This window comes from Patulibacter sp. SYSU D01012, assembly GCF_017916475.1.
GTDB lineage: Bacteria > Actinomycetota > Thermoleophilia > Solirubrobacterales > Solirubrobacteraceae > Patulibacter.
In genome coordinates, this window is record NZ_JAFMTB010000001.1 from 1282693 (window position 1) to 1308192 (window position 25500).

Annotated in this window: 19 protein-coding genes; 11 read left to right on the forward strand and 8 right to left on the reverse strand. The window is 74.8% G+C overall.

Going from position 1 to position 25500, the window contains the following annotated elements; translation table 11 throughout:
* Positions 1-5: 5 nt before the first annotated feature.
* Complete coding sequence (locus J3P29_RS05845; RefSeq protein ID WP_210492090.1) at positions 6-425, reverse strand: hypothetical protein; 420 nt, start codon at positions 423-425, stop codon at positions 6-8.
* A 240-nt stretch (positions 426-665) separates the two neighbouring features.
* Here J3P29_RS05845 and J3P29_RS05850 point away from each other — a divergent pair, with 240 nt between their 5' ends.
* Positions 666-2114, forward strand: a complete 1449-nt coding sequence (locus J3P29_RS05850; protein WP_210492091.1) for a hypothetical protein — start codon at positions 666-668, stop codon at positions 2112-2114.
* A 5-nt stretch (positions 2115-2119) separates the two neighbouring features.
* Here the strand turns inward: J3P29_RS05850 and J3P29_RS05855 are convergent, their stop codons facing one another.
* Positions 2120-2788 carry a hypothetical protein gene (locus tag J3P29_RS05855; RefSeq protein WP_210492092.1) on the reverse strand — a complete coding sequence of 223 codons (669 nt, stop codon included), beginning with the start codon at positions 2786-2788 and terminating at the stop codon, positions 2120-2122.
* Between the two features lie 85 nt (positions 2789-2873).
* On the reverse strand, positions 2874-3482 hold the full coding sequence (locus tag J3P29_RS05860) for an HD domain-containing protein (RefSeq protein WP_210492093.1): 609 nt from the start codon (positions 3480-3482) through the stop codon (positions 2874-2876).
* A gap of 69 nt (positions 3483-3551) precedes the next feature.
* On the opposite strand from J3P29_RS05860, the gene J3P29_RS05865 reads away from it, so the two are divergent.
* Both J3P29_RS05865 and J3P29_RS05870 read left to right on the forward strand, forming a co-directional pair.
* The gene (locus tag J3P29_RS05865) at positions 3552-4385 is read left to right on the forward strand and encodes an NAD-dependent protein deacetylase (RefSeq protein ID WP_210492094.1); all 834 of its coding nucleotides are present in this window, start codon (positions 3552-3554) and stop codon (positions 4383-4385) included.
* A 116-nt stretch (positions 4386-4501) separates the two neighbouring features.
* Positions 4502-5287, forward strand: coding sequence for an SGNH/GDSL hydrolase family protein (locus J3P29_RS05870; protein WP_210492095.1), 786 nt, complete (start codon positions 4502-4504; stop codon positions 5285-5287).
* Here the strand turns inward: J3P29_RS05870 and J3P29_RS05875 are convergent.
* The 4 genes from J3P29_RS05875 to J3P29_RS05890 form a co-directional block, all read right to left on the reverse strand.
* Complete coding sequence (locus J3P29_RS05875; protein ID WP_210492096.1) at positions 5284-6237, reverse strand: CAP domain-containing protein; 954 nt, start codon at positions 6235-6237, stop codon at positions 5284-5286. The two genes, J3P29_RS05870 and J3P29_RS05875, sit on opposite strands and share 4 nt — an antisense overlap.
* Before the next feature lie 74 nt (positions 6238-6311).
* Positions 6312-7265 carry a CAP domain-containing protein gene (locus tag J3P29_RS05880; protein ID WP_210492097.1) on the reverse strand — a complete coding sequence of 318 codons (954 nt, stop codon included), beginning with the start codon at positions 7263-7265 and terminating at the stop codon, positions 6312-6314.
* A 411-nt stretch (positions 7266-7676) separates the two neighbouring features.
* Positions 7677-8861 (reverse strand): CapA family protein, encoded by a 1185-nt coding sequence (locus tag J3P29_RS05885; protein ID WP_210492098.1) that lies wholly within the window; start codon positions 8859-8861, stop codon positions 7677-7679.
* A 67-nt stretch (positions 8862-8928) separates the two neighbouring features.
* Positions 8929-9936, reverse strand: coding sequence for a hypothetical protein (locus tag J3P29_RS05890; RefSeq protein ID WP_210492099.1), 1008 nt, complete (start codon positions 9934-9936; stop codon positions 8929-8931).
* Between the two features lie 296 nt (positions 9937-10232).
* Between J3P29_RS05890 and J3P29_RS05895 the strand changes: the two genes are divergently transcribed.
* From J3P29_RS05895 to J3P29_RS05930, 8 genes are all read left to right on the forward strand, one after another.
* Positions 10233-16442, forward strand: a complete 6210-nt coding sequence (locus J3P29_RS05895; RefSeq protein ID WP_210492100.1) for a DUF4011 domain-containing protein — start codon at positions 10233-10235, stop codon at positions 16440-16442.
* 145 nt (positions 16443-16587) lie between these two features.
* Positions 16588-17904 carry a DNA recombination protein RmuC gene (rmuC, locus tag J3P29_RS05900; RefSeq protein ID WP_210492101.1) on the forward strand — a complete coding sequence of 439 codons (1317 nt, stop codon included), beginning with the start codon at positions 16588-16590 and terminating at the stop codon, positions 17902-17904.
* A 377-nt stretch (positions 17905-18281) separates the two neighbouring features.
* Positions 18282-19646: a TrpB-like pyridoxal phosphate-dependent enzyme gene (locus J3P29_RS05905; protein ID WP_210492102.1), complete on the forward strand. Its 1365-nt coding sequence runs from the start codon at positions 18282-18284 to the stop codon at positions 19644-19646.
* 246 nt (positions 19647-19892) lie between these two features.
* The gene (locus J3P29_RS05910) at positions 19893-20480 is read left to right on the forward strand and encodes a MarR family winged helix-turn-helix transcriptional regulator (protein ID WP_210492103.1); all 588 of its coding nucleotides are present in this window, start codon (positions 19893-19895) and stop codon (positions 20478-20480) included.
* On the forward strand, positions 20477-21391 hold the full coding sequence (locus tag J3P29_RS05915) for an NmrA family NAD(P)-binding protein (RefSeq protein ID WP_210492104.1): 915 nt from the start codon (positions 20477-20479) through the stop codon (positions 21389-21391). The genes J3P29_RS05910 and J3P29_RS05915 overlap by 4 nt, the downstream gene beginning before the upstream one ends.
* A 188-nt stretch (positions 21392-21579) precedes the next feature.
* Positions 21580-22380: a hypothetical protein gene (locus J3P29_RS05920; RefSeq protein ID WP_210492105.1), complete on the forward strand. Its 801-nt coding sequence runs from the start codon at positions 21580-21582 to the stop codon at positions 22378-22380.
* A 255-nt stretch (positions 22381-22635) separates the two neighbouring features.
* The gene (locus tag J3P29_RS05925) at positions 22636-23709 is read left to right on the forward strand and encodes a PD40 domain-containing protein (protein WP_210492106.1); all 1074 of its coding nucleotides are present in this window, start codon (positions 22636-22638) and stop codon (positions 23707-23709) included.
* Positions 23710-23833: 124 nt separating this feature from the next.
* Positions 23834-25045 (forward strand): MFS transporter, encoded by a 1212-nt coding sequence (locus J3P29_RS05930; RefSeq protein WP_210492107.1) that lies wholly within the window; start codon positions 23834-23836, stop codon positions 25043-25045.
* A 35-nt stretch (positions 25046-25080) separates the two neighbouring features.
* Here J3P29_RS05930 and J3P29_RS05935 read toward each other — a convergent pair whose 3' ends face one another.
* A complete protein-coding gene (locus J3P29_RS05935) occupies positions 25081-25479 on the reverse strand; it encodes a hypothetical protein (protein ID WP_210492108.1) in 399 nt (132 codons plus the stop codon).
* Between the last annotated feature and the right edge of the window lie 21 nt (positions 25480-25500).

The following is a 25500-nucleotide window of genomic DNA, read 5'->3' on the forward strand; positions in this document are numbered from 1 at the left end:
GACGGTCAGAACTTCGTGACCTTCTCCTTGCTCAGACGGAACCCGCGGCCGTCGCGGTTGGTGCACGTGAGGGCCGCGGCGAGCATGCGGCACGAGATCCCCTGGGCGCCGTAGCGCGGCTCCCACGTGTCGCCGTAGTCCAGCTGCACGCGCTTGGTCTTGTAGCCGTGGAAGCGCTTCGCCTCGCCCGTGTAGGACTGGCCGCGGCGGCGCAGGCCGATGTAGCCGTCGGTCCCGGCCGACGCGGGCAGGTACTTCGCGAAGCACCAGACGCCGGACTTCGGGCCGGAGCCCTTGACCACCCCGCAGGTGATGTTCGAGGTGGGGGAGCGGACGTTGTTCGCCTTCTGCAGCTGGGCGTGGGCGGCGGCGGCCGGCACGAGGACGGCGGCGGCGGTGGCGAGGGACAGCAGGGGACGGGACATGGCCGGAGTATCCGCCCACCCCGAGCACCCGTCCAGTCCGCGTGCTCGGTCGGCACGAAGGCGGTACCACTAGGGGGCGGGACACCGTAGACGCATGGCCGACGATCACCGAAAAGCCTCAACTTCCGGCGTGCGGCGCCGATGGCACGGCATGGAGCGACGCGCCCCGACCGCCGCCACGGACGCCGCGGACGCCGGCGCGTCCCCGGGCGACCGCCCGTCCTTCCGCGGGGTCGCCGCGTGAACGGCCTGGACCCGCTGCCGCTCGTGGCCGGGCACCTGCACGTGCTGGGAGCGCCGGAGGCGTGGGGGGCGTCGCCCTGCCACACCAGCGCGGCGCTCTGCATCCTGGACGCCGTGCTCTCGCCCGCCTGCCCGCGCGCGACCGTGGAGCGGGCGCTGGAGGGCTACCGGCGGCTGCGCCGGGCCCAGGGGCAGGATCCGACGCCCGACACGCCGCTCGATCTGGCGGTCACGGTCCACGCGCTCGGCGGCCCGGAGCGCTTCGCGTCGCTGCTCACCGGTCACGGGGGCGCGCCCGCGCCGACCGACGTCGAACGTGCCGCCGCGGTGTACGGGGTGGCGAAGGCGCTGGCCGAGGAGGGCGTCGCCCGGCCGGGCCGCCTCGCGGCCGCCGGGCGCGGGGTGCACGAGCACCTGCGACTGCGGTGGCTCGAGGCCGGCGGCGCGCACGGCGCGGCGTCGTGGGAGCTCTTCCTGCTGCTGTGCGGCGTGACGGACGGCGCGCCCGAGGAGGCGCTCCGCGCGTTCGTCGCCGAGGCGCTCGGCCACGACGGGCCCGACCAGGTGGCCGCCCCGGCCGCGCGCGGCATGGTCGACGCCGTCGCGCGAGCCGAGGGCGTCTCGCCCCTCGTGCTCCGGCACGCGATCTGGCGGCGCCAGCACCACCCGCCCGAGGAGCCGCCGCCGGCGCCGCTGTGGCCGCCCGCCGCCGAGGACGAGACGGCGTCCGGCGACGCGTGGTGGGGGCCGGTCGCGCCCGGTCCGCACCGGAGCGCCGAGACGTCCGGGCACGAGGCCGCGGACCCCGCAGGCCCCGCGCGCACGGACGGCGGGACGGCCGTCGCCGGCGACGCGCGCGGCGCCACGGTCGGCACCGGGTGGACCGAGCGGCCGGCCCGCGCCGTGCCCCCGGTCAGCGCCGTTCCCCCGGTGCCGCCGGGCGCCCGGTCCCTCGTCCCCGACGGCGCGGCGGGGAAGCGCGCCGCCGTCGCCCAGGCGCTCCTGCGCGGGTGCGATCCGACGGTCGTGCGGATCGGGGACCGGCGGGTGGGCGAGGACGTGGCGCACGTCGCGGTCGCCCCGTCCGGCGTCTGGGTCATCGCGTGCCACCGCGAGCGCGGGCGCGTCGCCGTCGAGGACGCGGGCTCCTCCGGCGCGCGGCTGCGCATCGGCGGGCAGGACCGCTCGGGCGTCGTCGCCGACCTGACGCGCGCCGTCGGGACGGTGGGGCAGGCGGTGCTGGCCGAGGCGCCGGGCGTCGCCGTGCACGGCGCCCTGTGCCTGCTGGACGCGGACCTGCCGCTGTTCGGGACGCTGCACTTCGGCGGCTGCCCGGTGCTGCGTCCGCGCGCCCTGCCTCGACGGCTCAACGAGCGGGGGCCGCTCGACGACGGCCGGGCGCGCCGGCTGGCCGCCGCGCTCGCCGACCGGTTCCCGGCGGCGTAGGCCCGTCAGCCGCGGCGGGCGTCCAGCGCCTGCAGGCGGCGCCCGGCGTCGGTCTCCTCGCCGCAGAGCTCCTCCAGCTCGAGCGCTCGCTCGTACGCACCCCGCGCCTCGGCCACCTCGCCGATCGCCTCGGCCGCACGGCCGTACCAGCACCAGTTCCAGGCGCCCATCGGCGCCAGCTCGGTGTAGTGGCGCAGGTGGCGGTACGCCTCGGCGCTGCGGCCCAGCTCGAGCAGCGTGTAGCCGAGCGCGAAGTGCGCCATGCCGTCGCCGGTCTCCAGGCAGTGACGCCAGCGCTCGACGGCCTCCTCGCCCTCGACCTCGGCGGCCATCGCGAAGATCGAGCGGTTGATGGAGTCGTGGCCCGCGAAGTGCGTCCGGGCGGCGATGACGATCTCGCCGGCGGTCGCGTCCGTCAGGCCCAGCACCGGCGCGTCGAAGCGCGGCGCGTCCCAGATCGCGGCCACCTCGGGCTCGTTCTCGTCGAAGCCGGGGAAGTCCTCGACCACGAACCCGACGACCCGCCCGTCGGGCTCGTCCGTCAGGTACGCGAACCGCTCGCTGACGGGCTGCCACAGCTCGTCGGGCTGGTCCTCGGTGACGCGGCCGAACTCCACCGCGCGCAGCCAGTCGAAGTCGGCGTCGTGGTTGAGGTACAGACGAGGGCGGAGCACCACACCGACAGCGTTGCGCACGCGTCGGAGGGCACCGTAACGACGGGCTTTCGGCCGCCTGAACGCGCGGGCGAGGCGGAGCGAGCTAGGCGCCCAGCTCGGCGATCACGCGCGCGAGCTCGTCCAGCGTCCGCCGCCCGCCGTCGCCCAGGTCGTCGCGCCGCGCCTCGAACGCCGCGAGGAGCGCCCCGTAGTACCAGCGCACGTCCTCGCCGCGGCCGGTGGTGAAGCGCGGCCACAGGTCCTCGCCCAGGCGGCGGTGGTCCGCGGCGATCGTGCGGGCGTTGTGGAGCTTGTCGGCGAGCGAGACGCGCAGCTCGTCCGGGGCCTTGTGCGCCATCGCGTCCAGGTACGCCTGCTTGCGCTCGTGCCAGGGCGCCTTCGGGCCCTCGACGGTCGTCGAGTCGCTGTTGGCCAGGACGATCCGGGCGACGTCGTCCCCGAAGCGCGCGGTGATCTCGGCGTGCGCCGCCATCCCCCCGCCGTCCTCGACGACGTCGTGCAGCAACGCGCCGATCGCCTCGTCCTCCGTCGTCTCCATCTCCAGGACGATCGCCGCGACGGCCAGCAGGTGCGCGACGTACGGGACGCGGGTGCCCTTGCGCAGCTGGCGGCGGTGGTGGCGCTCGGCGTAGGCGACGGCGTCGGCGAACCGGTCGGTGAGGAGCGGGGCGTCGGGGCCAGCGTCGGGCATGCCCGCAGGCTACGGCGCGCGGCACCCGCACCCGGCGGGCCGCCGCCCACCGCGCGCCATACTGACCCGGTGCCCGTCCTGAACACGGCGCTCGACGATCTCGCGGCGGTCCTGCGGCCGGGCGGCGCGCTCGTGCTCAGCGGCGCCGGCCTGTCGACCGAGAGCGGGATCCCCGACTACCGCGGGCCGGACGGCAAGCGGCGGGTGACGCCGATGCAGTACCGCGACTTCGTGGGCTCGTCCGCGGCGCGGCAGACGTACTGGGCGCGGTCGTTCGTCGGCTGGCAGAACTTCTCGGCCGCGAAGCCGAACGGCGGCCACGCGGCGGTGGCGCGGCTGCAGGCGGCGGGGTTCGTCGGGCCGGTGATCACGCAGAACGTGGACGGGCTGCACCAGGAGGCCGGCGCGACCGACGTGACGGAGCTGCACGGCTCGCTCGCGCGCGTCGTCTGCCTGACGTGCGGCGACCGCTCGAGCCGGTGGGACCTCGAGGCCCGGATGCGGCACGACAACCCCGCGTTCGTCGTCGACAGCGGCGAGATCCGGCCGGACGGCGACGTGTCGCTGAACGCCCTGGACGTCGCCGACTTCGTCGTGCCGCGGTGCCTGGTGTGCGGCGCGGACACGCTCAAGCCGGACGTCGTCTTCTTCGGCGAGAACGTGCCCAAGCCGCGCGTGGAGCACTGCTTCGCGCTGACGGACGCCGCCGCGTCGCTCGTCGTCCTGGGCTCGTCGTTGGCCGTCTTCTCGGGGTACCGCTTCGTGCGGCGGGCGGCGGCGAACGGCACGCCGGTCGCGATCGTGACGCTCAGCCCGACGCGGGGAGACGGCGAGGCGGCCGTCGTGGTGAACGCGCCGCTCGGCGAGACGCTCGGCGCGCTCGCGCGGCGCCTCGGCGCCTGAGGGATCGCGGCGGCGCGTGCGGTGGCGGCCGCGACTTCGTGCCGGTCCTGCGCGGCGCCCCACGGCGGCGGACGCCGCGGGCACCGTGAGCGGCCCCGAGCCCCCGGAGTCCCCTCGTGCCCCGCCCCGTCCGCTTCCTCGTTCCGTCCGTCCTGCTGGTCCTGCTGCTGGCCTGCGGCGCCGGTGGTGCCGTGGCCGACGAGTACGTCGCCCTGGGCGACTCCTACTCGAGCGGCACGGGCACCCGACGCTACGTCGACCGGCCCTGCCGGCGCTCCACGGCCGCCTACCCCGTGCTGGTGGCGGCGGGGCGGCCCGGCACGACGCTGCGGTTCGTCGCCTGCTCCGGAGCCACGATCCCGGACGTCGAGCGCGACCAGCTCGGCGCGCTCACGCCCGCGACGGGCCTCGTCACGCTGACGATCGGCGGCAACGACGCGGGGTTCACGAGGGTCATCGCCCGCTGCGCGCTGCCGATGTGGGCGGCGAGGTGTGCGCCGCCGGTCGACCGGGCGCGGCGGTTCATCGCCCGCACGCTGCCCGGGCGCCTCGATGGGCTCCTGCGCGAGATCGGCCGTCGGGCGCCGGCCGCGCGGGTGATCGTGCTGGGGTACCCGGGCCTGTTCAACGGAATCGACTGCGGTCCCGCGACGTTCTTCAGCCGCGACGACCAGCGGCGGCTGAACCGCACCGCCGAGCTGCTCCGCGACACGCTGCGCGCACGGGCGGCCGCGCACGGGGCGCTGTTCGGCGACGTGATGCCGGCGTTCCGCGGCCACGCGGTCTGCGACGACGTCGAGTGGCTCAACGGCCTGTCGCACCCGCTCCGGGAGAGCTTCCACCCGAACGCGGCCGGGCACGCCGAGGGGTACGCCCCGCTCGTGCGCGCGCTGGCGGGCTAGCGGAAGCGCGCGACGACGGGGCGGCTGCCGGCGACGGCGACGGTCACGCGGCCGCCGGCGGGGCGGGGCAGGCGCACCCGCATGGCACGGACGGCGCGCGCACGGCCCGCGGCCCGCCAGACGGTGCGGTGCCCCTGGTGCACGAGCACGCGGACGCTGCGGCGGGTCGCGCCCGGCAGGGCGATGCGGATCCGTAGCGTGCGGCCGCTGCGGTGCGCGACCGTGCGCAGGCGGCGGGCGCTCGAGGACTCCGAGGGCGTCGCGACGTTCACCTGCGCGCCGGCCTCGTCCGCGGCCGGAGGCGCCGCGGGGGTCGCCACGGAGGGCGCTGCGGGCGCGGGCACCGGCTCGGCGTCCTCGTCGATCGGTGCGCGGGGGCACGGCACGGCGGGCCCCTTCGGCGCGTCGGCCGCGAGGGGCCGCGCGAAGTCCTGCACCCAGTACGGCCCCCGGCCGCTCGGCGTGGTGCCGATGCCGATGAGCGTGTAGGCGGCCGAGAACAGGTTGACGCAGTGCTTCTCGCTCGCCAGCCAGTCGCGCACGACCTCGCGCGGCGTCGCCTGGCCCAGGGCGATGTTCTCGCCCACGGCCGACCAGCTCAGGCCGGCCGCGGTGATGCGCACCCCGAGCGTCAGCCCGTCGAGCGTGACGTGGGAGAAGTAGCCGCGCTGCTGCATGTCGTCGCTGAGTCCCTGCGCGGCCCGGGCGACGGCCGGGTCGGCGTCGAGCGCGCGCAGGCCGACGGCGACGCGCTCGCGGTTGGTCAGGCAGCGGACCGCCTCGACGGCGCGCGCCGCACCGACCGCAGCGGGGTCGGCGTCCGCGTCGGCGCACGGGGCGGCGGCGGCGCGGCCGGGCGCGGCGAGCGCCAGCAGGAGCAGCGTCGCCACGAGGGCGAGCGCGATGTGCAGCGGACGGTGGCCGCGGGCGACGCGGGATCGGAGCACCATGACGTGCCCCGGAGATCGGCCCGGCGGGCCGGTCCTTGAGGCGCCCCGTCCACCGCGAGCGTGCGGTGCGCGGACTACCGGAAGGCGACCGTGGTCTGCAGCGCGGCGGCCCGCACGACGGCGCGGCCGCGGCCGGCGCGCGGCAGGCGGACGGTCAGCCGGCCGGTGCGCCCGGTCGTGCGGAGCTCGCCGCGAACCGTGCGGCCCGACTGGCTGACGCGGACGGACACCCGGGTGCGGGCGATCGTCGGCAGCGTGACGCGCACCCGCAGCGTGCGGCCGGAGCGACGCGCGGACGCCCGCAGGCGGGCGCGCTCGTCCTTCGACGAGCTGGCCGGCGCGGTCGCCAGGTTCAGGTCCTCGCCGTCGGTCGCGGGCGCGTCCTCGGTGGGGACGAGCACGTCGGGCTCGATCGTCGCGACCCCGTCCCCGGACGGCGCGGGCGACGCCGGCGTCCGCGGGCACGCGACGGTCGGCCCGGCGGCCGGCGTGGCGTTGCCCGGCGTGGCGAAGTTCTGCACCCAGAGCACGCCGCGGTCGGTCACGGACACCCCGAAGCCGGTGACCGTGTAGGAGGGGGAGAGCAGGTTGACGCAGTGCCCCTCGCTCGCCAGCCAGTCCTTCACGGCCTCGCGCGGCGTCGGCTGCCCCAGCGCGATGTTCTCGGCCGCCGCGGACCACGAGAACCCGGCCGCCGTGATCCGCGCGCCCGGCGTCAGCCCCTCGGGCGTGAGGTGCGAGAAGTAGATCCGGGCCCGCATGTCGTCGGCGTGCCCCTGGGCGGCGCGGCGGACGCGGACGTCGGACGGCTGGGCCGGCAGACCGACGGCCGCCCGCTCGTACGCGACGAGGCAGCGCAGCGCCGCGACGGACCGGTCGACGCCGACGTCCGCGGGGCGGCTGTCGGCGTCGGGGCACGACGCGGCGGACGCGGTCGGCGCCCCCGCGGCGGCCCCGCCCAGGACGGCCATGAGGAGGGTGGCCAGGACGACGACCGGGGCGAGCGGGTGACGGCGAGCGAGAGGCATCGCCGGGGGAATCGGCGGCCGGGACCAAACCGGTTGCCGTGTCAATCAGCACAAGCGCCCTACCTGCCCTACGTGGGACCACCGTTCGCCTACGGGCCCGTACCTGATGGCTTCATCGAATGAAACTCCCTGCAAATCGGCAGTTTCAAAATCAAACGCGCGATTGGTAGTTAACGCTGCAAGCAACGGTGTTCCCGTCGACCGCCTCTTCGCGGGGCGCTTGGACGCATGTCCGAGAAACGATTTGGGGGTCCGGCACAGGGAACGCCGTTGCTGTCCTGGCCGGCGGGGACAGGGAACGCCGTACCTGTGCCGCGGTTCGGCAGGCGCGGCCCGCCTGGAACGGTCCGTGGTCTCCCGCCGCCGAGGGCCGCGGCCGGGCCGCCGCCGCCCCGGGGAGCGGTGCGGATCTCAGCCGTCGAGGACCGGGGTCGCGCCGCGGATCGTCGCCCGCCGCAGGCCGTGACCGACGACCCGGCCCGCGGCCAGCCGCAGCTCGAGGATCCCGGTGCGGGTGGTCCCGGGCGAGCCGGCGGGGAAGACGAAGTTGCCCAGGCTGTAGGCGACGACGCCGCGGCCGGAGCGGATCACGGGCTGCAGGACGTGGGGGTGGGCACCGATGACCGCGGTGGCGCCGGCGCCGAGGGCGGCGCGCGCCAGCGCCCGCTGCCGCGCGCTCGGCGTGGTGGCCAGCTCGACGCCCCAGTGGAAGCCGGCGACCACGACGTCCGCCTGCCGACGGGCCCGGCGGACCGCCGCCCGGACCGCGTCCGGGGTGCTCCACGCGACGCCGGGCCGCGAGCCGGTCGCGCGGAACTCGGGCGGCAGGATCTCGTTGAACGCCACGAAGGACACGCGCAGCCCGAGCGCCGTCCGGACGACGGGCCGGTACGCGGCGTCCGCGGTCGACCCGGCCCCGACGGGCTCCGCCCCGGCCGCCCGCACGTTGCGCACCGTGTCGAGCAGCGCGCCCGCCCCGTAGTCCCCGGAGTGGTTGTTCGCCAGGTCGAGCACGTCGAACCCCGCCGCGTCCACCGCCGCCCTCAGCGCGGCCGGGCTGCCCCGGAAGCGGTACTGCTTGGCGAACGGCGCCCCGCCGGTGCTGACCGCGCACTCCAGGTTGCCGAACGTCAGGTCGGCCCGCCGCAGCACCGGCCCGACGCTGCGCCACGGCCCGCCCAGGTCGCCGCCGGCCACCGCGCCAAGCGGACGCGGGGCCAGGTTGATGTCCCCGACCGCCGCGAGCGTGAGCGGCCGGACGCGCGTCTTGACGATCGGCGTGGGGACGCCGTCGGCGCCGACGACGCGCAGGGCGGGGCGGCCGGTGGGCTGGGTGATCCGGAACGCCGTCGCGGGCCGCGCGGCCGTCAGCGCGTTGCCGCGACGCTTCCAGCGGGCACCGACGCGCTGCTCGACGCGGGCCGGCAGGGCGACGCCCTTGGCACCGACGCGCAGCTCGCCGCCGGGAGCGACGGCGGCGGGGACGACGGCCGTGCCGCGGCGGGCGGGGGTTGGAGCGGCGGGGGCGGGCGGCGCCGGGGCGACCGCGGCCGCGGGTGTTGGGTTCGGGGTGACGGGCGGGGGCGGCGCGGGCATCGGGGGATGGTGGCGAACCGGGGGCGGCACCGGCGTGCGCAACGGTTGCCCGGTCCGCCGTCGGCGGCTAGCTGCCCGATCCGGCGATCCGGTCGAGGCGCTCGATGGTGCGAATGATCTCGATCGCCGCAGCCGCCGGCGGCCGGCCGAGCAGGTTGAGCGTCGCCGCCGCATACGTCCCGCGCCCGCGGCTGAGCGCGCGCTTCGGGCGCGCGAACCCGAGGTCGTCGAGGCCGTCGGCCAGCCCTCCGGCGAGCACCCGCATCTCGTCGCTCAGGTGGCGTCCCCCGCCGACACGGACGGCGAGCTTCGGTGTGCGTTGTTCCACCGTGAGGCTCAGATACACGTCGACGCCGGTGTCCGCCTGCTTCCACTTCGGCGGAGCGGACCAGATCACCGGGCCGGAACGCTCCGTCTGGCCGTGCCACGGTGCCGGCTGGCCCTGCAGCTGGTCGCGAGTTTCGGCGAGCCACGCCCACGCCACGAACGTCCCGCCGTCGATGCGCCTCGACCCGCCGTCACCGTCCAGGTCGGGCAGCACGTCCTCGCACCGCCGCGCGGTCGCGCGGGCGTCCTCCTGACGGCGCACCTCCGCCGCGATCGCGTCCGCGTACGGACCGAGTTCCGGCAGCACTCCCGCTTCTGCGAGCGCCTGCTGCCACCGTCGGACATCGACGAATCGCCACCGCTCCGACGGCAGGGAACGCGGATCGAACTGCAAACCCGTGAGTCCGACCGCCAGGAGGACGCCCCGGTGCGCGATGTCGTCCATCGTCGCCTGGAGTTGGTCGAACGTGGCCCGGCTGTCGACCTTCGTCTCCACGGCAAGGCGCGACCGGGCGCCGCCGGCCAGCGTGATGTCCGCCACCAGGTCGGCCTTCCCGGGCCCGCGGCGTGCGGCCGTCAGTCGGCCCTCCGTCGCGACCGTGTCGCCGTCGACCTGGACGGCGTCGACGCCCATCGCTTGCAGCAGCCGGTGTGGCCGGTCGGAGGACGGCTCCGCCCGGAGCGCCCACCGCAACACGCCGGTGTGCACGACCTCGTGCTGATAGCCGACAACCTCCACCCAGTCCATTGGCCGGAACCTATGGGAGCGGGCGGCGAGACCCCCGCTTAGCGGTGGCGCTCTGGTCCACGACGGGCGCGGCCGGCGCCGGGCGTTCTGCGCGCGCCCGCACTCAGCGCCTGGACGTCATTCGATCTTCCAATGGACGCGAACTGCATTCGGCCGCCCCAGCGGACATTCGGCTACCGCCGTTCAGCCGTTCGACGAGGCGCCTTGCGTTTTCGGTCGGACGGGACGATTCTCGGCCGACCGTCCCTACGGCGCCGCGCCGGCGTCCGTTCCCCCGCATCAGGAGCACGCGCAGCATGGACCACGAGCCCCTCTGGGCCCGCCACCACGTCGTCCGCGACGGCCTCGAGGTCGAGGTCTTCACGCAGCCGGCGGTGAACCTGGCGCTCGTGCACAACCGGGTGCCGCTGGTGCAGTCCGTGCAAGTCCGCAACGCCGGGGAGGTCCCACAGGTCGACGTGACCGTGACGGTCTCGCTGCACGGGCAAGGCGCGGACCTGTCGGAGCCGTGGACGCGGACGTTCGACGGCGAGCTCGCGCCGGGCCGTGAGGTCTCGTGGAGCGACCTCCCCACCGTCCATCCTGCGCACGAGCATCTCGCCGGCCTGAACGAGAGTCACCCCGCGACGTTGCGGGTCGTCGCGTCGAGAACGTGGGGCGACGACGCCGAGCTCGCCATCCCGATCGACGTGCTGGCCGCCAACGAGTGGTTCAACGCGCCCATCTTCTTCTCGTCGCTCGCCGCGTTCGTGCAGCCGAACACGCGCGCGGTCGGCACCATTCTGGACGCGGCGGCCGAGCTGCTGCGGAAGGAGACGGGCGACTCGAGCCTCGGCGGGTACCAAAAGGGCCCCGAGCGCGCCGCACAGATCGCCGCGGCGATCTACGCCGCGCTGCACGCGCGCCGCATCCGCTACATCGACCCGCCGGCGTCGTTCGAGGACACCGGCCAGAAGGTCCGCACCACCGCGCAAGTTCTCGAGGAGCGCTTCGGCACCTGCGTCGACTTGGCCGTGACCTACGCCGCGTGCCTCGAGCAGGCCGGTCTGTTCCCCGTGCTCTGGCTCGTGGATGGGCACGCGTTCGCGGGCTTCGTGCGCGACGGTGAAGGCGGCGGCCTGCCGCAGGCCGTCCTCACAGAGCCGAATCAGCTCGTCAACTTCGTCGAGTCGGGCGTGGTCGTCCCCGTCGAGGCCGCGTTCTACGGCGACGAGAAGGAGCACGGGTTCGCGGGCGCCGTCGCTATCGCGAAGTCCCGCTTCAGCGATCCCGACGCCCTCCGCGGCCTGATCGCCGTCACGAGCGCGAGGCACAACGGCATCCGGCCCCTTCCGAGCCGCGACGAGATGGTCGTCCTGGAGCCGGAGGACGAGCCGATCACGGCCGCCACGGGCAACGCCCTCGACCTACCGCCCGAACTTCGCGCCGCTCACGCCGGCGACAACGTCCTGCTCGACGTGACCGACGACGCCCCGCCGCGCGTCGTGAAGTGGAAGCGCTCGCTGCTCGACCTGAGCACCCGCAACCGCCTGCTGAACCTGCGCCCGTCGGCGCAGGTGCTCGACCTCCACGTCCCCTCCGGGGCCCTGCCGCTGCTCGACGACCTCGTCCATCAGGGACGTACGCTGCGCCTGCGGCCGCAGGACGCCCTGAGCGACGTCCACCAGCTGCAGGGCGCCCGCCGGGCGCAGGACGTCGACACCGAGGTCATCACGCGCCTGCTCCGTGAAGATCACACCGTCCACGTCGCGGTCACCCAGGCCAAGTACCGGAACAGCCTGCGCGTGCTGGCCCGTACAGCGCGAACGATGTTCGAGGAGACGGGCAACTCCAACCTGTATCTCACGTTCGGCGCGCTCGTCCACACGACGCCGAGCGGCAAGGAAGCCCGCGCGCCGCTGTTCCTGATTCCGGCGCGCGTCGAGGGCGGCACCGGGCGCAGCGAGTTCCGCGTTGCGGTCGACCCGACGAACGTCGCCACCCCCAACCACTGCTTGGTCGAGTGGCTCCGCCTGAAGCACGGCGTGCGGATCGCCGACCTCGAGCAGCCGCGGCTCGACGACAGCGGCATCGACGTCGCCCACGCGCTCCCGGCCATTCGCGCCGCCCTGCTCGAGCACGCGCTGGACTTCCGCATCGACGAGGTCGCGAGCCTCGCGATCTGCCAGTTCAGCACCTTCGGCATGTGGCAGGATCTCGAGCGCTCGTGGGACGTCCTGCAGCAGAGCCCGATCGTGCAGCACCTGGCGCTCCACGCGCAGGAGTCGTTCCAGGACCCCGCGGGCGACGGCGTCGACATCGCCCAGCAGGAAGTCGACGAGACCGATGTCGCGGTGCCGATCCCCGCCGACGGGTCGCAGCTGCGCGCCATCGCGCTCGCCGCCGCCGGCAGGACGTTCGTGCTCGAGGGCCCGCCCGGCACCGGCAAGTCGCAGACCATCACCAACCTCATCGCCCACGCGCTGGACCGCGGGAAGACGGTCCTGTTCGTCGCCGAGAAGCAGGCGGCGCTCGACGTCGTGAAGCGGCGCCTGGCCAAGGTCGGCCTCGAGGACTTCACGCTCGACCTGCACGGCAAGGACCAGCAGCCGGCGCTGATCCGCCAGCAGCTGAAGCGCGCGATCGACAACGGGGCGACGTACGAGCGCCGCGGGTGGGACGCGAAGCTCGCGACGTTCCGCGGTCGCCACGCGCCGCTCGCGGAATACCCGGAGAAGGTCCACGCGAAGAACGGCCTCGGCTATTCGCTGTGGAGCGCGGCCGCGGGGCTCCGCCAGTTCGGCGACGGCCCGTCGGCCCCCGTCCCGGCCTCGTTCGTCCTGAACCCGACGGTCGAGAGCGACGAGCTGCTTGGCGCGCTCCAGAACTTCGCCCGCGCGTCGCGAGCCGTCCGCCTAGCGCCCGATCACCCGTGGGCGCTCGTCGGCCGGGTCGACGGCGACCTGGACGCGGCGTCCGCTCGGGCGGCGATCGCCGCGCTGACCGCCGCGTTCGACGGCTTGGCCGGCGACGACGACGCGCAGCGGCTGGCGAAGCTCGCCGGATCGCCCCGCGAGCTTTCGGCCCTGCTCCCGCAGATCCGCGAGCGCCTCGAGCACGAGGGGTTCGGGGCCGACGAGCTGCACCGCGTTCGCGGCGTCGCGTGGAGGTCCGCGCGTGGGGGGCTGGAGGACGAGGTCGTCCGCTTCGGGGAGCAACACGCGGCCGTCCTGCAGCGCTTCACTCCGACATTTCTCGAGGACGGCGACCTGACGGGCCTGTCCGGCCTGGCGGAGGAGGCGCAGAAGGGCCTCTTCGGGAAGAAGAAGAAGGCGGAGCGGTTCGAGCAGGCCGTCGGTGGCCTGCTGCTGCCCGGCCAGACGCTCGAGGCGGAGCAGGTCGACGGGATCGTGCTCGCCGTTACAGCCGCCCGCGACCACGCCGCCCGGTTGAGCGCGGACGCTCGCGACCTGTTGCAGGCCGCGACGCCCGCGCACTGGACACCGCTGCGCCCCGACACCCTGATGCGCCTGACGTCGGCGCTCGACGCGATCGACCGCGCCGTGGCGTTCGCCGACGCGCACCCAGACCTGTGGCGTCGGCTCGAGGAGCACGGCGCGGCGTCGGAGGCCTCCGTTCGCACGCTCGAGGCTGTCGCCGCGGCCGTCGACCGGTGGCTCGCTCTGCTGGGTACCGACGACGCCGACCTGGACCGCTGGACCCGGGACCGGCCGTGGACCGAAGCCTGGCGCGCCGACCTCGTTCACTGGTCGGCCGAGGTCGCCGACGGCGGCGACGTCCCGATCCGCCGCTGGGCGCAGATGGTCGCTTTCCTCGACCCGCTCCGCGCGGCCGGCCTCGACGCGTTCCGCGAGGCCCTCCTCACCGCGAGTCTGCCGGCGGAAGAGGCCGAGGTGGCGTTCCTGCGAGGCTCCGCGGCGGCATCGGTCCGCGAGCGCCGGGCCGTCGGTGGGCTCGACGTCTTCGACGCCGCGCTGCGGGACGGCGAGATCGAGGACTTCGCCTCCGCCGCGTCGGCGCTGCGCGAGGAGCAGACCGTCGCGCTGCCCGCCGCCCTGATCGAGCGGCGGCCGTACCGGGCCGGCAGCCTCGCAGGCCCCGTCGGCGAGCTGCGGCGCAAGCTCGACGCCAAGCGCAAGGGCGCGACGTTCCGCCAGCTGATCGAGCAGTACGGGGAGGAGATCCTGCAGGCCACGCCGTGCTTCTTCGTCAGCCCGACGTCGCTGGCGCAGTTCGTGCCGCCCGGTTCCGTGACGTTCGACCTCGTCGTCTTCGATGAGGCCTCGCAGGTCACCGTCCCGCAGGCGATCGGGGCGCTCGGCCGCGGACGGTCCGCGGTCGTCGTCGGCGACTCGCAGCAGATGCCGCCGACCTCGGTCGGCAAGGTCTCGATGACGGGCGCGGGGGAGGACGACGAGGCCGACGCCCCGCCCGAGGACCTCGAGAGCATCCTCACCGAGTGCGTCGAATCCCAGGTGCCGCGGCTGTGGCTGTCGTGGCACTACCGCAGCCAGGACGAGGCGCTCATCGCCTTCTCGAACCAGCACTACTACGAGGGCAACCTCGCGAGCCTGCCGTCCCCGGGCGGCGACCCCACGGCCGGCGTCGAGCTGCGGCGCGTCGACGGCCAGTTCGATCGCGGGGACGCGGGCGGCGACCTGCGCACGAATCGCGTCGAAGCCGAGGCGATCGTCGACGAGATCCGTCGCCGGGTCGCCGACCCGGCGCTCGCGGGGCAGAGCATCGGCGTCGTCACCTTCAACGCCCAGCAGCAGACGCTCGTGCAGAACCTGCTCGAGGACAGCGGCGATCCGCTCGTGGCGGCGCAGCTCCGTCCGGACGCGACCGAAGGCATCTTCGTCAAGAACCTCGAGAACGTGCAGGGCGACGAGCGCGACGTGATCCTGTTCTCGACCGCGTTCTCCAAGCGGCCCGAGGGCGGTCCCCTGCCGATGAACTTCGGCCCGATCACCGCCCAGGGCGGCGAGAAGCGCCTGAACGTCGCCGTCACCCGCGCCCGCCGCAAGGTTGTTCTCTTCACCTCGTTCGACCCGTCCGACATCGACCTGTCCCGTACCTCGTCTCGCGGCATGGCCCACCTGCGTGGCTACCTCGAGATGGCGGCCAACGGCGCCGCCGCGATGGCCGCACCGCAGCGGTCGGTGGTCGGGCACGACGTGATCGGCGGGGCCATTGCGGAAGCACTGCGCGGGCGGGGCTACGAGGTCGAGGCGAACTACGGGCTGTCGGACTTCTCGCTCGACCTGGTGGTACGCGAGGCGGGCGCCGAGCGCTGGCAGGCGGCGATCGTCCTCGACGGCCCGGGCTGGGCAAAGCGCCCGACGGTCGCCGACCGCGACCTGACGCCGGGGTTGCTCGAACCGCTCATGGGCTGGGGAGCGTCGCTGCGCGTCTGGCTGCCGGAGTGGCTCGACGCCCCGGACGCCGTGCTCGACCGCGTCGACGCGGCGATCAACGCGGCGAAGGAGCGCGCCGAGGCAGAGCGGGTGCGCCTGGCGGAGGCCGCCGCCGAGCAGGAACGGCGGATGGAGGAAGCGCGCCGTCGGGCCGAGGAAGAGGCCGCGGCGGGCGACGACGGGGAGGAGTTCGACGAGGAGCCGGTCGAGGTTGAGACGTACGTGCCGGCGAACGACCTGGGGGATGTGTCGGGGGCTCGGGCGGGGGGCGACCCGTCGGACCTCGACGAAGCACTGGTGGAGGCGTTCCGTAACGCGGGAGAGCGCGAGCGCGTCGCCCGTGAGCGGGAGGCGTCGACGTCTGCGAACGACGCGGTGTACGCGTCGAGCCTGACCGCCCTGCCCGGCGGCTCGATCGAGGTTGGATCGGACGGTGGTGAGGAGCCGGCTGCCGAGCCGCCGGACGCTTCCGGGGGCGAGGAACAGAGCCCCCTGGCAGCACTAGGTCCGGTGGTCCGGGACTGGACCGCCCGCGGCGAGGACTACGTTGAGGAGCCCGCGACCCCTCTCGGCGTGCGCGAGGACCTCGACCGGACGAACTCCCGCAGCATTCGGGCGACGATCACGGCTGCGGCCCGCCGCACCGTCGAGCAGGAGGGTCCGATGACGACGGAGCGTCTTGCACGGTCGGTCGGGCGCCGCTTCGGTTTCAGCAGCGTCGCCGCGGCGCGTCGGCGGTTCATCCTCGATCTCGTTCCGTCGGAGCTGATCCATCGCTCCGAGCTCGGCGACTTCGTCTGGCCGAGCCAGATCGACCCGGCGACGTGGCGGGGGTACCGAGCCACGCCGGCCGACATGGTCCGTCCGCTGGCTGACATCGCTCCTGAGGAGATCGTCAATGCCATGGCCGCCGTCTGTGCCCGGTCGCCGATCACGAGCGACGAGCAGCTGTTCCGGGAGACGCTGGCGGTGTTCGGGCAGAAGCGGTTGACGGGGACGAGCCAAGCGCGATTGGCGCGATGCCGGGACCTCGGGTTGGCGGTGAGTCGGCTGGTGACGGACGGCGAGCGTTGGCGAGCCGGGGCATGAGTGGTGGGTCCGCGCTGACGGTCTTCGCGCTGCGCAGCGAGTCCGTTGGCCGGCGGCGTTGGATGACGTTGGCGGCGACCGACTCGTGGGATATGGGTGCAGACGACGAGCGGGAGAGCAACGAATGGATGCGTTGATTGGCGTGGTGGCACTGATCGTGGGCTTGGGGGTCGGTTGGCTCCTTGCCACGCGGGCCAGCGGTAGCGACGAGCTCCGCCGCGAACGCGATGCCGCGCGGGCGGACGCCGCACGCGCGATGGCGTCGGTCGACGCCGAGCGGAGGGAGCGCGCCGACGCGGACGCTGCCTCTCGTGAGCAGATCGCCAGGCTCCAGGCGGAGCTTGGTGCGGCACAGGCCCAGGAGGACCAGCTTCGGCGCGCCATGGAGGCCGTCTCCGGCAGCGTCCTCGAGAAGACGACGAAGCAGCTCCGCGACGAGTTTGAGGAGCAGCGCAAGCGGGATCGGGAGTCGGCGACCAGTGAACTCGACCGGAGGACCGAGAAGATCGAGGCCCTCGTGAAGCCGGTGGGCGACAAGCTGAAGGAGTTCGACGCGAAGGTGCAGCAGGCCGAGAAGGACCGCAGCCGGCTCGACGGATCCTTCGTCAAACAGCTCGAGGCGCTCGGACTGCGGGTTGACGATCTCGGCCGGAGGACGGGCAGCCTCGTTGATGCCCTGAAGAAGCCGAACGTCCGCGGCGCCTGGGGCGAGCTGCAGTTGCGCAGCGTCATCGAACGGGCGGGCATGAACGCCTACTGCGATTTCAGCGAGCAGACGACCGTCACGGACGGGGACGGCCGTCGGCTGCGGCCGGACGTCTTGGTCCGTTTGCCGGGCGACAAGTTGATCGTGATCGATGCAAAGGTCCCGTTGGACGCCTTCCTGGCGGCGCAGGAGGCTGAAACGCAGGACGCGATCGACGTCGCCATGACACGCCATGCTCGGCAGGTTCGCGAGCACATTAAGACGCTGGCGACGAAGCGGTATCAGGATCAGTTCGACGGCACGGCGGATCTCGTCGTCATGTTCCTGCCCAACGAGGGCATCTATCACGGGGCGCTTGATGCCGACCGCGAACTCTTCGACTACGCCGTCGATCAGAGCGTCCTGATCGCCACGCCTACAACCCTTGTAGCCCTCCTTCGGGCCGTGAACTACGGCTGGACCCAAGAGCGCATCGCCGTGAACGCTCGCGAGATCGCCCAGGCTGGCACCGAGTTGCACAAGCGAATCGTGAACTTCGCCGAGCACTTCAACGGCGTGGGGAAGAGCCTTGCGACGGCCGTGTCCAAGTACAACAGCGCGGTTGGCTCGTTCGACGGACGCGTCATTCCTCAGGCTAGGCGTCTGGAGGAGCTCGACGCGAAGAGTGCCAAGGCACTTCCTCCGCTCACTGGAGCGGACGAGACCGTCCGTGAGGTGCGCAGCGAAGCGGCCCCGGCCGAGATCGCAGCGCCGTAACGGTTCCGCGTTGCTGGCCTGTCACGTTCTCTCGGGGACGGTTCGGTGTGCGAGCCGGATCACCCGTAATGACCGTTTGCGAGCCGCGAAGGAGATCGAAGCGCGTAGCAGAGGATGACCTCCACACCCGTCCCGCGAACCGACTCGCGACGCGGTCATCTCCCGCGCGGGGGCTGACCCCCCATCCCGAGCGGGTCGCCTGTGAGTGCTTCCGCGCGAGCCAAAAGCGGCCGCGCTGCATGGTTGGCCATCGGGAGCGCGCGAGCGTGGCGGTTCGCCGGGTCGATGTGCCGACGACAATCGCGAGTACGTCCGCCCCCAGGTTCCCCGCCCCGTAGGATCGCCGCCCAGCACCTCCACCGACCCGAGGACCCCGCATGGCCGAGCCGACGAAGATCCTGCTCAACGAGGACCAGATCCCGACGTCGTGGATCAACGTCCTGCCGGAGCTGCCCGGCGGGGCGCTGCCGCCGCTGAGCCCGGCGACGCTGCAGCCGGCGGGGCCGGACGACCTGGCGGCGATCTTCCCGCCGGCGGTCATCGAGCAGGAGGTCTCGTCGGAGCACGAGATCGCGATTCCCGAGCCGGTTCGCGAGGCGCTGGGGCTGTGGCGTCCGACGCCGATGTACCGGGCGCGCCGGCTCGAGCAGGCCGTCGGCACGCGGTCGCGCATCTACTACAAGTACGAGGGCGTCTCGCCGGCCGGGTCGCACAAGCCCAACAGCGCGATCCCGCAGGCGTACTACAACCAGCAGGCCGGGATCACGAAGCTCACGACCGAGACCGGCGCCGGGCAGTGGGGCAGCTCGCTCGCGTTCGCCGGGTCGATGTTCGGGCTGGACGTCGAGATCTACATGGTCGGGTCGAGCTTCGACCAGAAGCCGTACCGCCGGTCGATGATGCGCACGTGGGGCGGCCAGGTGCACCGCTCGCCGAGCGGCCGCACCGAGGCGGGTCGCGCGAACGTCCAGCACGCGTCCGGCTCGCTCGGGATCGCGATCAGCGAGGCCGTCGAGCTCGCCGCGCAGCGCCCCGACACGAACTACTCGCTCGGGTCCGTCCTCAACCACGTCCTGCTGCACCAGACGGTGATCGGGCAGGAGACCATCGCGCAGCTCGACATCGCGGGCGAGACGCCGGACGTGGTCGTCGCCTCGGCCGGCGGCGGCTCGAACTTCGCGGGCATCGCCTTCCCGTGGTGGCGCGAGAAGCAACGCCGCGGCCTGGCGACCCGCTTCGTCGCGACCGAGCCGGCGGCGTGCCCGACGCTGACGCAGGGCGTCTACGGCTACGACTTCGGCGACGCCTCCGGCCTGACGCCGCTGCTGCCGATGCACACGCTCGGGCACGGCTTCGTGCCGCCGCCCGTCCACGCCGGCGGGCTGCGGTACCACGGGATGGCGCCGCTGCTGTCGGCGATGGTCAAGGCCGGCGAGGTCGAGGCGCGCGCCGTCCGGCAGAACGAGACGTTCGACGCGGCGCTGATGTTCGCCCGCACGGAGGGCATCATCCCGGCGCCCGAGTCGGCGCACGCGGTGCGCTCGGCGCTGATCGAGGCGCAGCAGGCCGACGAGGCGGGGGAGGAGCGCGTGATCCTGTTCCTGCTCTCCGGCCACGGGCACTTCGACCTGGCCGCCTACGACGCGTACCTGGCCGGCGACCTGGAGGACCCGGAGTTCTCGGCGGCCGAGCGCGACCGCGCGCTGGCCGAGCTGCCCGCGGGGACGCCGGCGATCGGCTGAAGGAAGGCGGGGTCCGAGGTCGGGCCCCGCCGTTCGCTTCACCGCCGGCCGCCGAGGCTTCCGGCTATGGCTGCGGCTGCGGCTGCGCGTAGCTGGGTCGCCCGACTCGGCGATCCGAGGGTCCGCGGCGCCCGGCGTCGTCCATGACCCGGTGCCGGCTGCTGGCATCCGGGTCCGCGGCGGGCTCATCTTCCATCGAAAGGATGATCTCGAGAAGAGATCATCTCTGACTGATACGGTCTCGGGATGGGATCAATTGGAGACCCCGACGCCCCCCTGCCCGACATCGACTGGGCCGCCCAAGGCATCGAGACCGAGCTCGGCTGGGCGCTGCCGGTGACGTACCGGGCGTTCTCTCGCCTGGCCACGGGCGCCGTGGCCGACGTGCCCGGCGGGCCGCGCGGCTACCAGGTGCTGGTGGCGATCACGACGGAGGAGCCGACGTCGCAGCTGGCCCTCGGGCACCGGCTCGGCATCGACAAGACGCAGATGACCACCGTCGTTGACGCGCTCGAGTCCGGCGGGTTCGCCGAGCGGCGGCCCGATTCGCGCGACCGGCGCGTGCGGCAGGTGCACCCGACCGCCGCCGGGCGGACGCTGCTGGACACGGCCCGCGAGCGGCTGCGCGGCGCCGAGGGCGTCCTGCTGCGGCACCTCGAAGGCGACGAGCAGACGCAGCTGCGGCGACTGCTCGCCCGCGTCGCCCTCGGGGCCGGCGAGGCAGAGGCGGCCGCCGACGGTCCGCCGACCGCGCCGCCGCTGCCCGTCGCCGCGCCCCAGCGCTCCCGCCGGTCCTCCCGATCCGCCACCACCACGAACAGCGACGCCTCATGACCTCCACCGTCCTCGTCGCCGGCGCCACCGGCGACCTCGGCCAGCGCATCGTCCGCGCGCTCCTGCGGCACGACGTCCGGCTCCGGGTCCTCACGCGGCCGGGCAGCGGCGCGGCCCCCGCCCTCTTCGGGGGCGAGGAGCGCGTCGACGTCGTCGCTGCCGACTACGCCGACCCGGCCGCGCTCGACGCCGCGGTCGCCGGGGCGGACGTCGTCGTGTCGGCGGTCAGCGGCGTCCGTCCCGTGATCGTCGACGCGCAGCGGGCGCTCCTCGCCGCGGCCGTGCGGGCGGGCGTGCCGCGGTTCATCCCCTCCGACTACTCGGCGGACTACCGTGCGATCGCCGTCGGCAGCAACCGGAACTTCGAGCTGCGGCGGGAGTTCGCCGCCGACGTCGACGCGGCGCCGATCCGCGCGACGTCGATCCTGAACGGGGCGTTCACCGAGATCCTCACGGGCGAGGCGCCGATGATCCTGTTCGACCGCGGGCGCGTCCTGTACTGGTCCTCCGCCGACCAGACCCTCGACTTCACGTCGAAGGACGACGTGGCCCGCGTCACCGCCTCGGTGGCCCTGGATCCGGAGGCGCCGCGCGTCGTCGAGGTCGCGGGCTCGCGCGTGACGGCGCGCGACGTCGCCCGGACGATGACCGAGCTGACGGGCACGCCGTTCAAGCCGCAGTGGGCGGGCACGACCGGCTCGCTCTCGGCGATGAGCAAGGTGCTGCGGCGGCTGGCGAAGGACCCCGACGAGACGTTCCCCGCCTGGCAGGGCATGCAGTACTTCGTCAGCATGTTCAGCGGTCAGGCGCAGCTGCGGCACGTGGACAACGACCGCTACGGCCCGCAGGAGTGGACGACGGTGCGGGACGTGCTCGCGGCCCACGTGGGACGCGGCCACGCCGCCGCCTGAACGCGCGGCAGGCCGGGGCGCCCACCGCCCGGGCCGGGCCGGGCCGGGCGCGGGCGCGCACCCGGGCGTGGGGGCGGGGCCGGCGGCAACGCCGGTTCGGCGGCGTCGCTGGTTCGGCACCCGCCCGTCGCGCTCCCGGCACGATCGCCGCCTCGATCGGGCACAGCCCGCGCGGCGACAGTCTCGCCATGAGCACCTCGCCGCGCCCCCGTCCCGCCGAGCCCCGCCTTCCCGACGCCCCGCCGAGTGAGGCGGCCTGGAAGGTCGACGCCGTCACCGCCATCGTCCACGGCAGCCTGGAGCGGCTGCTCGACGTGGTGCCCGAGGTCGACGATCCGCTCGGCGCCGAGCTGCTCGGCTCGGACGTCGCCGGGATCTGGTGGGCGCCCGGGGCGGAGCGCGACCAGGGAATGCGGGCGTCGGAGGCGCTCGTCGCCCGCTCCTACGCCGCGCACCTGGAGCAGCTGGGCGACGACCGGGCGCTCGCCGCGCTGCGGTGCCTGCAGGCGGGCGCCGGTGGCGGGTGGACGGACGAGCTCGCCGGCGCCGCCACGCGCCTGGCCGACCGCGGACGCCGCGAGCCGCCCTGGTGGACGGCCGCGCGCGAGCGCCGCCCCGCGCACGGCGGCGAGCTGCGCTGGACGGTCCACGGACGCGAGCTGACGCTGCTGCTCCTGCAGATCGCCGACCCGTACGGCGGCGTGACGCTGGTGCCGATCGTCGACGGCGGCGCCGACGGCGTCATCGCGGACATCCTGCTCGTCACCGAGCTCGACGGGCTGATCGACTACCTCGCCGGGCACGGCCAGGTCGGTCCGTCGATCACGTGGACGTCGCCCGCCCGCGCCGCCGAGCGCACGCGCGAAGCGATCGCCCGCACCGACCTGATCGGCGTGGCCGCGCCCCCGCCGGGGTCGGAGCGCGAGATCGGCTACGTCGGCCTGCGCGGCGTCCTGCAGCGGTGGACCGAGGCGGCGCTCGCGGGGTGACCCGCGGTCCGGGTGGCGCGTCTGCCGTCCGGGTGGCGCATCTGCCGTCCGGGTGGCGCGTTTCGGCCCGGGTGGCGCGTCAGCCGCCCGAGCGACGAGTCCTCCGCCCCGGCCCGGTCCCGCGTCTCACCGCGTCCGCCCCGCGACTACGCTCGTCGGGTGCGTGTCTCCCCGTCCCTCATCCCTTCCGTCCACCGGGCTGCGTCGCGGCGCCGCGGTCGCGTCATCCTCGTCGCCGCCGGGAGTGCCGCGTCGGTGCTCGCCTCCGCGACGGCGGCGACGGCGGCGACGGCGGCGACGGCGGCGCCGGCCGAGCTGACGGCGACGACCGCGGCCCCCGGGGCCCCGGCCGTCGCCGCCTACACCGAGGGCCGGCGCGTCCGGGTGATCGATGCGGCTGGCGCGCGCCGCACCGTCGCGCGGCTGCGGGCGCCGATCGCCTCGCGCGACGGCCTGACGCTCAGCCGCGACGGCCGTCGGCTCGCCGTCGTCGCGGGCGCGCACCTGTGGACCGTCCCCGTCGCCGACGGCGGGCCGGCGGCGCGGCTGGGCGGCGGCAGCGGCTACTACGAGCTGGTCCGCTGGGCGCCCGACGGGCGGAGGCTGCTGTTCGTCGGCGATCGCGACCTGCGGCTGTGCGACGCCCTGACCCGCTGCCGCCCGCTGCGCCAGGACAACGCCGACGAGTTCGGCGCCACCTGGTCGCCCGACGGCACGGCGGTGGCGTACGTGCGCCGACGCGGCACGACCGAGGAGCCCGGTGATCTCGTGATGATCGACCTCGCGTCCGACCGCAGCACCGTCATCGAACGCCGCACGCGCACCACGCTGCCCTACCCGCCGACGTGGACGCGCGCCGGACTCGCGTGGACGTCGGCCACGTTCCGCTCGCTCGACGACGGCGGACCCCAGACGCTCACGGCCCGCCTGCGCGCGCCGGACGGCACCGTCCGTACGCTCGCCACCGGCCTGGCCGGCAGGGACACGAGCACCATCGTGGCGGGGGAGGCCGCCGACGGGGCGGTCGCGACCATGACGGTCCGCCTGACCGGCCGGCGCCAGACCCTCCGGGCGGGCGTGCTCACGGCGGACGGGACGGCGGTCCCCCAGGGTTCGACGCTGCGCGGGCAGGCCTCGGTGCTCGGGCGCCTCGCGGACGGCCGCATCGCCTACGAGCGCGCGAGCGACGACGGCCGGCGGGCGCGGACTACGCTCTACCTCGCCGACCCCGCCACCGACCGCGCTCCCGTCCCGGTGGCCGTCGCCCGCGGCGCGGGCGGGCGCGTGTCGGCGGCCGTGGCGTACCCGAACGACGCCGCCGCCTTCTGAGCCCCGCGGGGCGGGAAGCGCCCCCGGGCAGCGCCCCGCCCCGCCCACCGGAGCCGGCCGCTCGTCGCCCGCCGCAGTCGCCTGCCCCAAGCGACCGGCACCCCGCGGTTGCGACGATCGGAGGATGTCGTCCGACGCCGCCCCACCTCGCCGAACGCTCGCCTTCGTCGTGGTGGCGGCCGCGTTCGCGGTCACGATGCTCGGCACCACGCTGCCCGCGCCGCTCTACGGGCTGTACCGCGAGGCGTTCGGGTTCTCGGCGTTCCTCGTCACCGTGATCTTCGCGGTCTACGCCGGCGGGGTCATCGCCGCGCTGCTGCTCTTCGGGCACCTGTCCGACCAGGTCGGGCGCAAGCCGATCCTGCTCGGCGGCCTGGCGTTCTCGGCCGCCAGCGCGGTCGTCTTCCTGCTGGCCCAGAGCACCGGGCCGCTGTTCGTCGGCCGCGTGCTCTCCGGGCTCTCCGCCGGGATCTTCACCGGCTCGGCCACCGCCACGCTGCTCGAGCTCTCCCCGCCGCAGCACCGTGCCCGCGGCGCGCTCGTCGCCACGTTCGTGAACATGGTCGGCCTCGGCGCCGGGCCGCTCGTCGCGGGGGCGCTGTCCGAGGCGTTCGGCGCGCCGCTGCGGGTGACGTACGCGGTCGACCTGGCGCTCGTCGTGCTGCTGGTCGTCGCCCTTGCGGTCCTGCCGGAGCCGGGCCGGCGGGCGGAGCGCCCGCGCCTGCGCCCGCAGCGGCCCGGGGTGCCCGCCGAGGTGCGCGGCGTCTTCGTCCCCGCCGCGATGGGGGCGTTCGCCGGCTTCGCGGTGTTCGGGCTCTTCACGTCGGTCGCGCCGTCGGTGATGACGCAGCTGCTCGGCGTCCACCACCGCGTGATCGTCGGCCTGGTCATCTTCGGCGTCTTCCTCTTCTCGGCCGTCGGGCAGGTCGCTCTCGCGCTGGTGCCGAGCCACCTGTCCCAGCGCGCCGGCGTGCTGCTGCTCGCGGCCGGGATCGCGCTGATCGGGACGAGCGTCGCGGCCACCTCGCTGCCGCTGCTGGTCGTCGGCGGGCTGATCTCGGGGATCGGGCAGGGCCTCTCGTTCCGCGCGGGGCTGACGGCCGTGACGCTCGCGGCGCCGGCGGCGCGACGCGGCGAGGTCGTCTCGACGTACTTCGTGATCGCCTACGTCGCGATCTCGCTGCCGGTCGTCGGCGTCGGCGTGCTCACCGTCCTGACCGACCTGCAGGCCGCCGGCGAGATCTTCTCCGCGATCATCGTCGCCCTTGCGCTGACGACGTTCGCGCTGCTCGTCCGGCGGGCCCGCCTGGGGGCGGACGCCCCGGCGGCCGCCTGACGCCCGCGACCCGGCGCGCCGGACCCGCCGGCCTCCTACGCCGCCTGGCCGCCCAGGATCGCGACGAAGCGGCCGATCCGCCGCCGCTCGTCCTCGGGCAGCGCGCCGTCCGCCTCGACCAGCAGCGTCATCGGGCCGCGCGCCGTCGCCCACGCGCGGGCGTCGTCGCTGAAGCTCGGGGCGATCCAGACGAGGGCGAGCGCGCCGGCGTGCTCGCGGACGTTCGCCTCGCGCGCCGCGTCGTCGGCGCCGCGGCGCAGCACCGGCACGGCCGTGACGCCGAGGGTGCGCGCCAGCTCGTCGAGCGCGTCCAGGCCCTCGTCGCCGACGGCCACCGCGACCTCGCCGTCGCGCAGCAGGTCGACGGCCCAGCCGGCGGGCGGGCCGGTGAGCGCGGACGGCGGGCAGACGAGGCGGAAGAGCGGCGCGGGCACGCGGCCACGGTACTGCCTCGC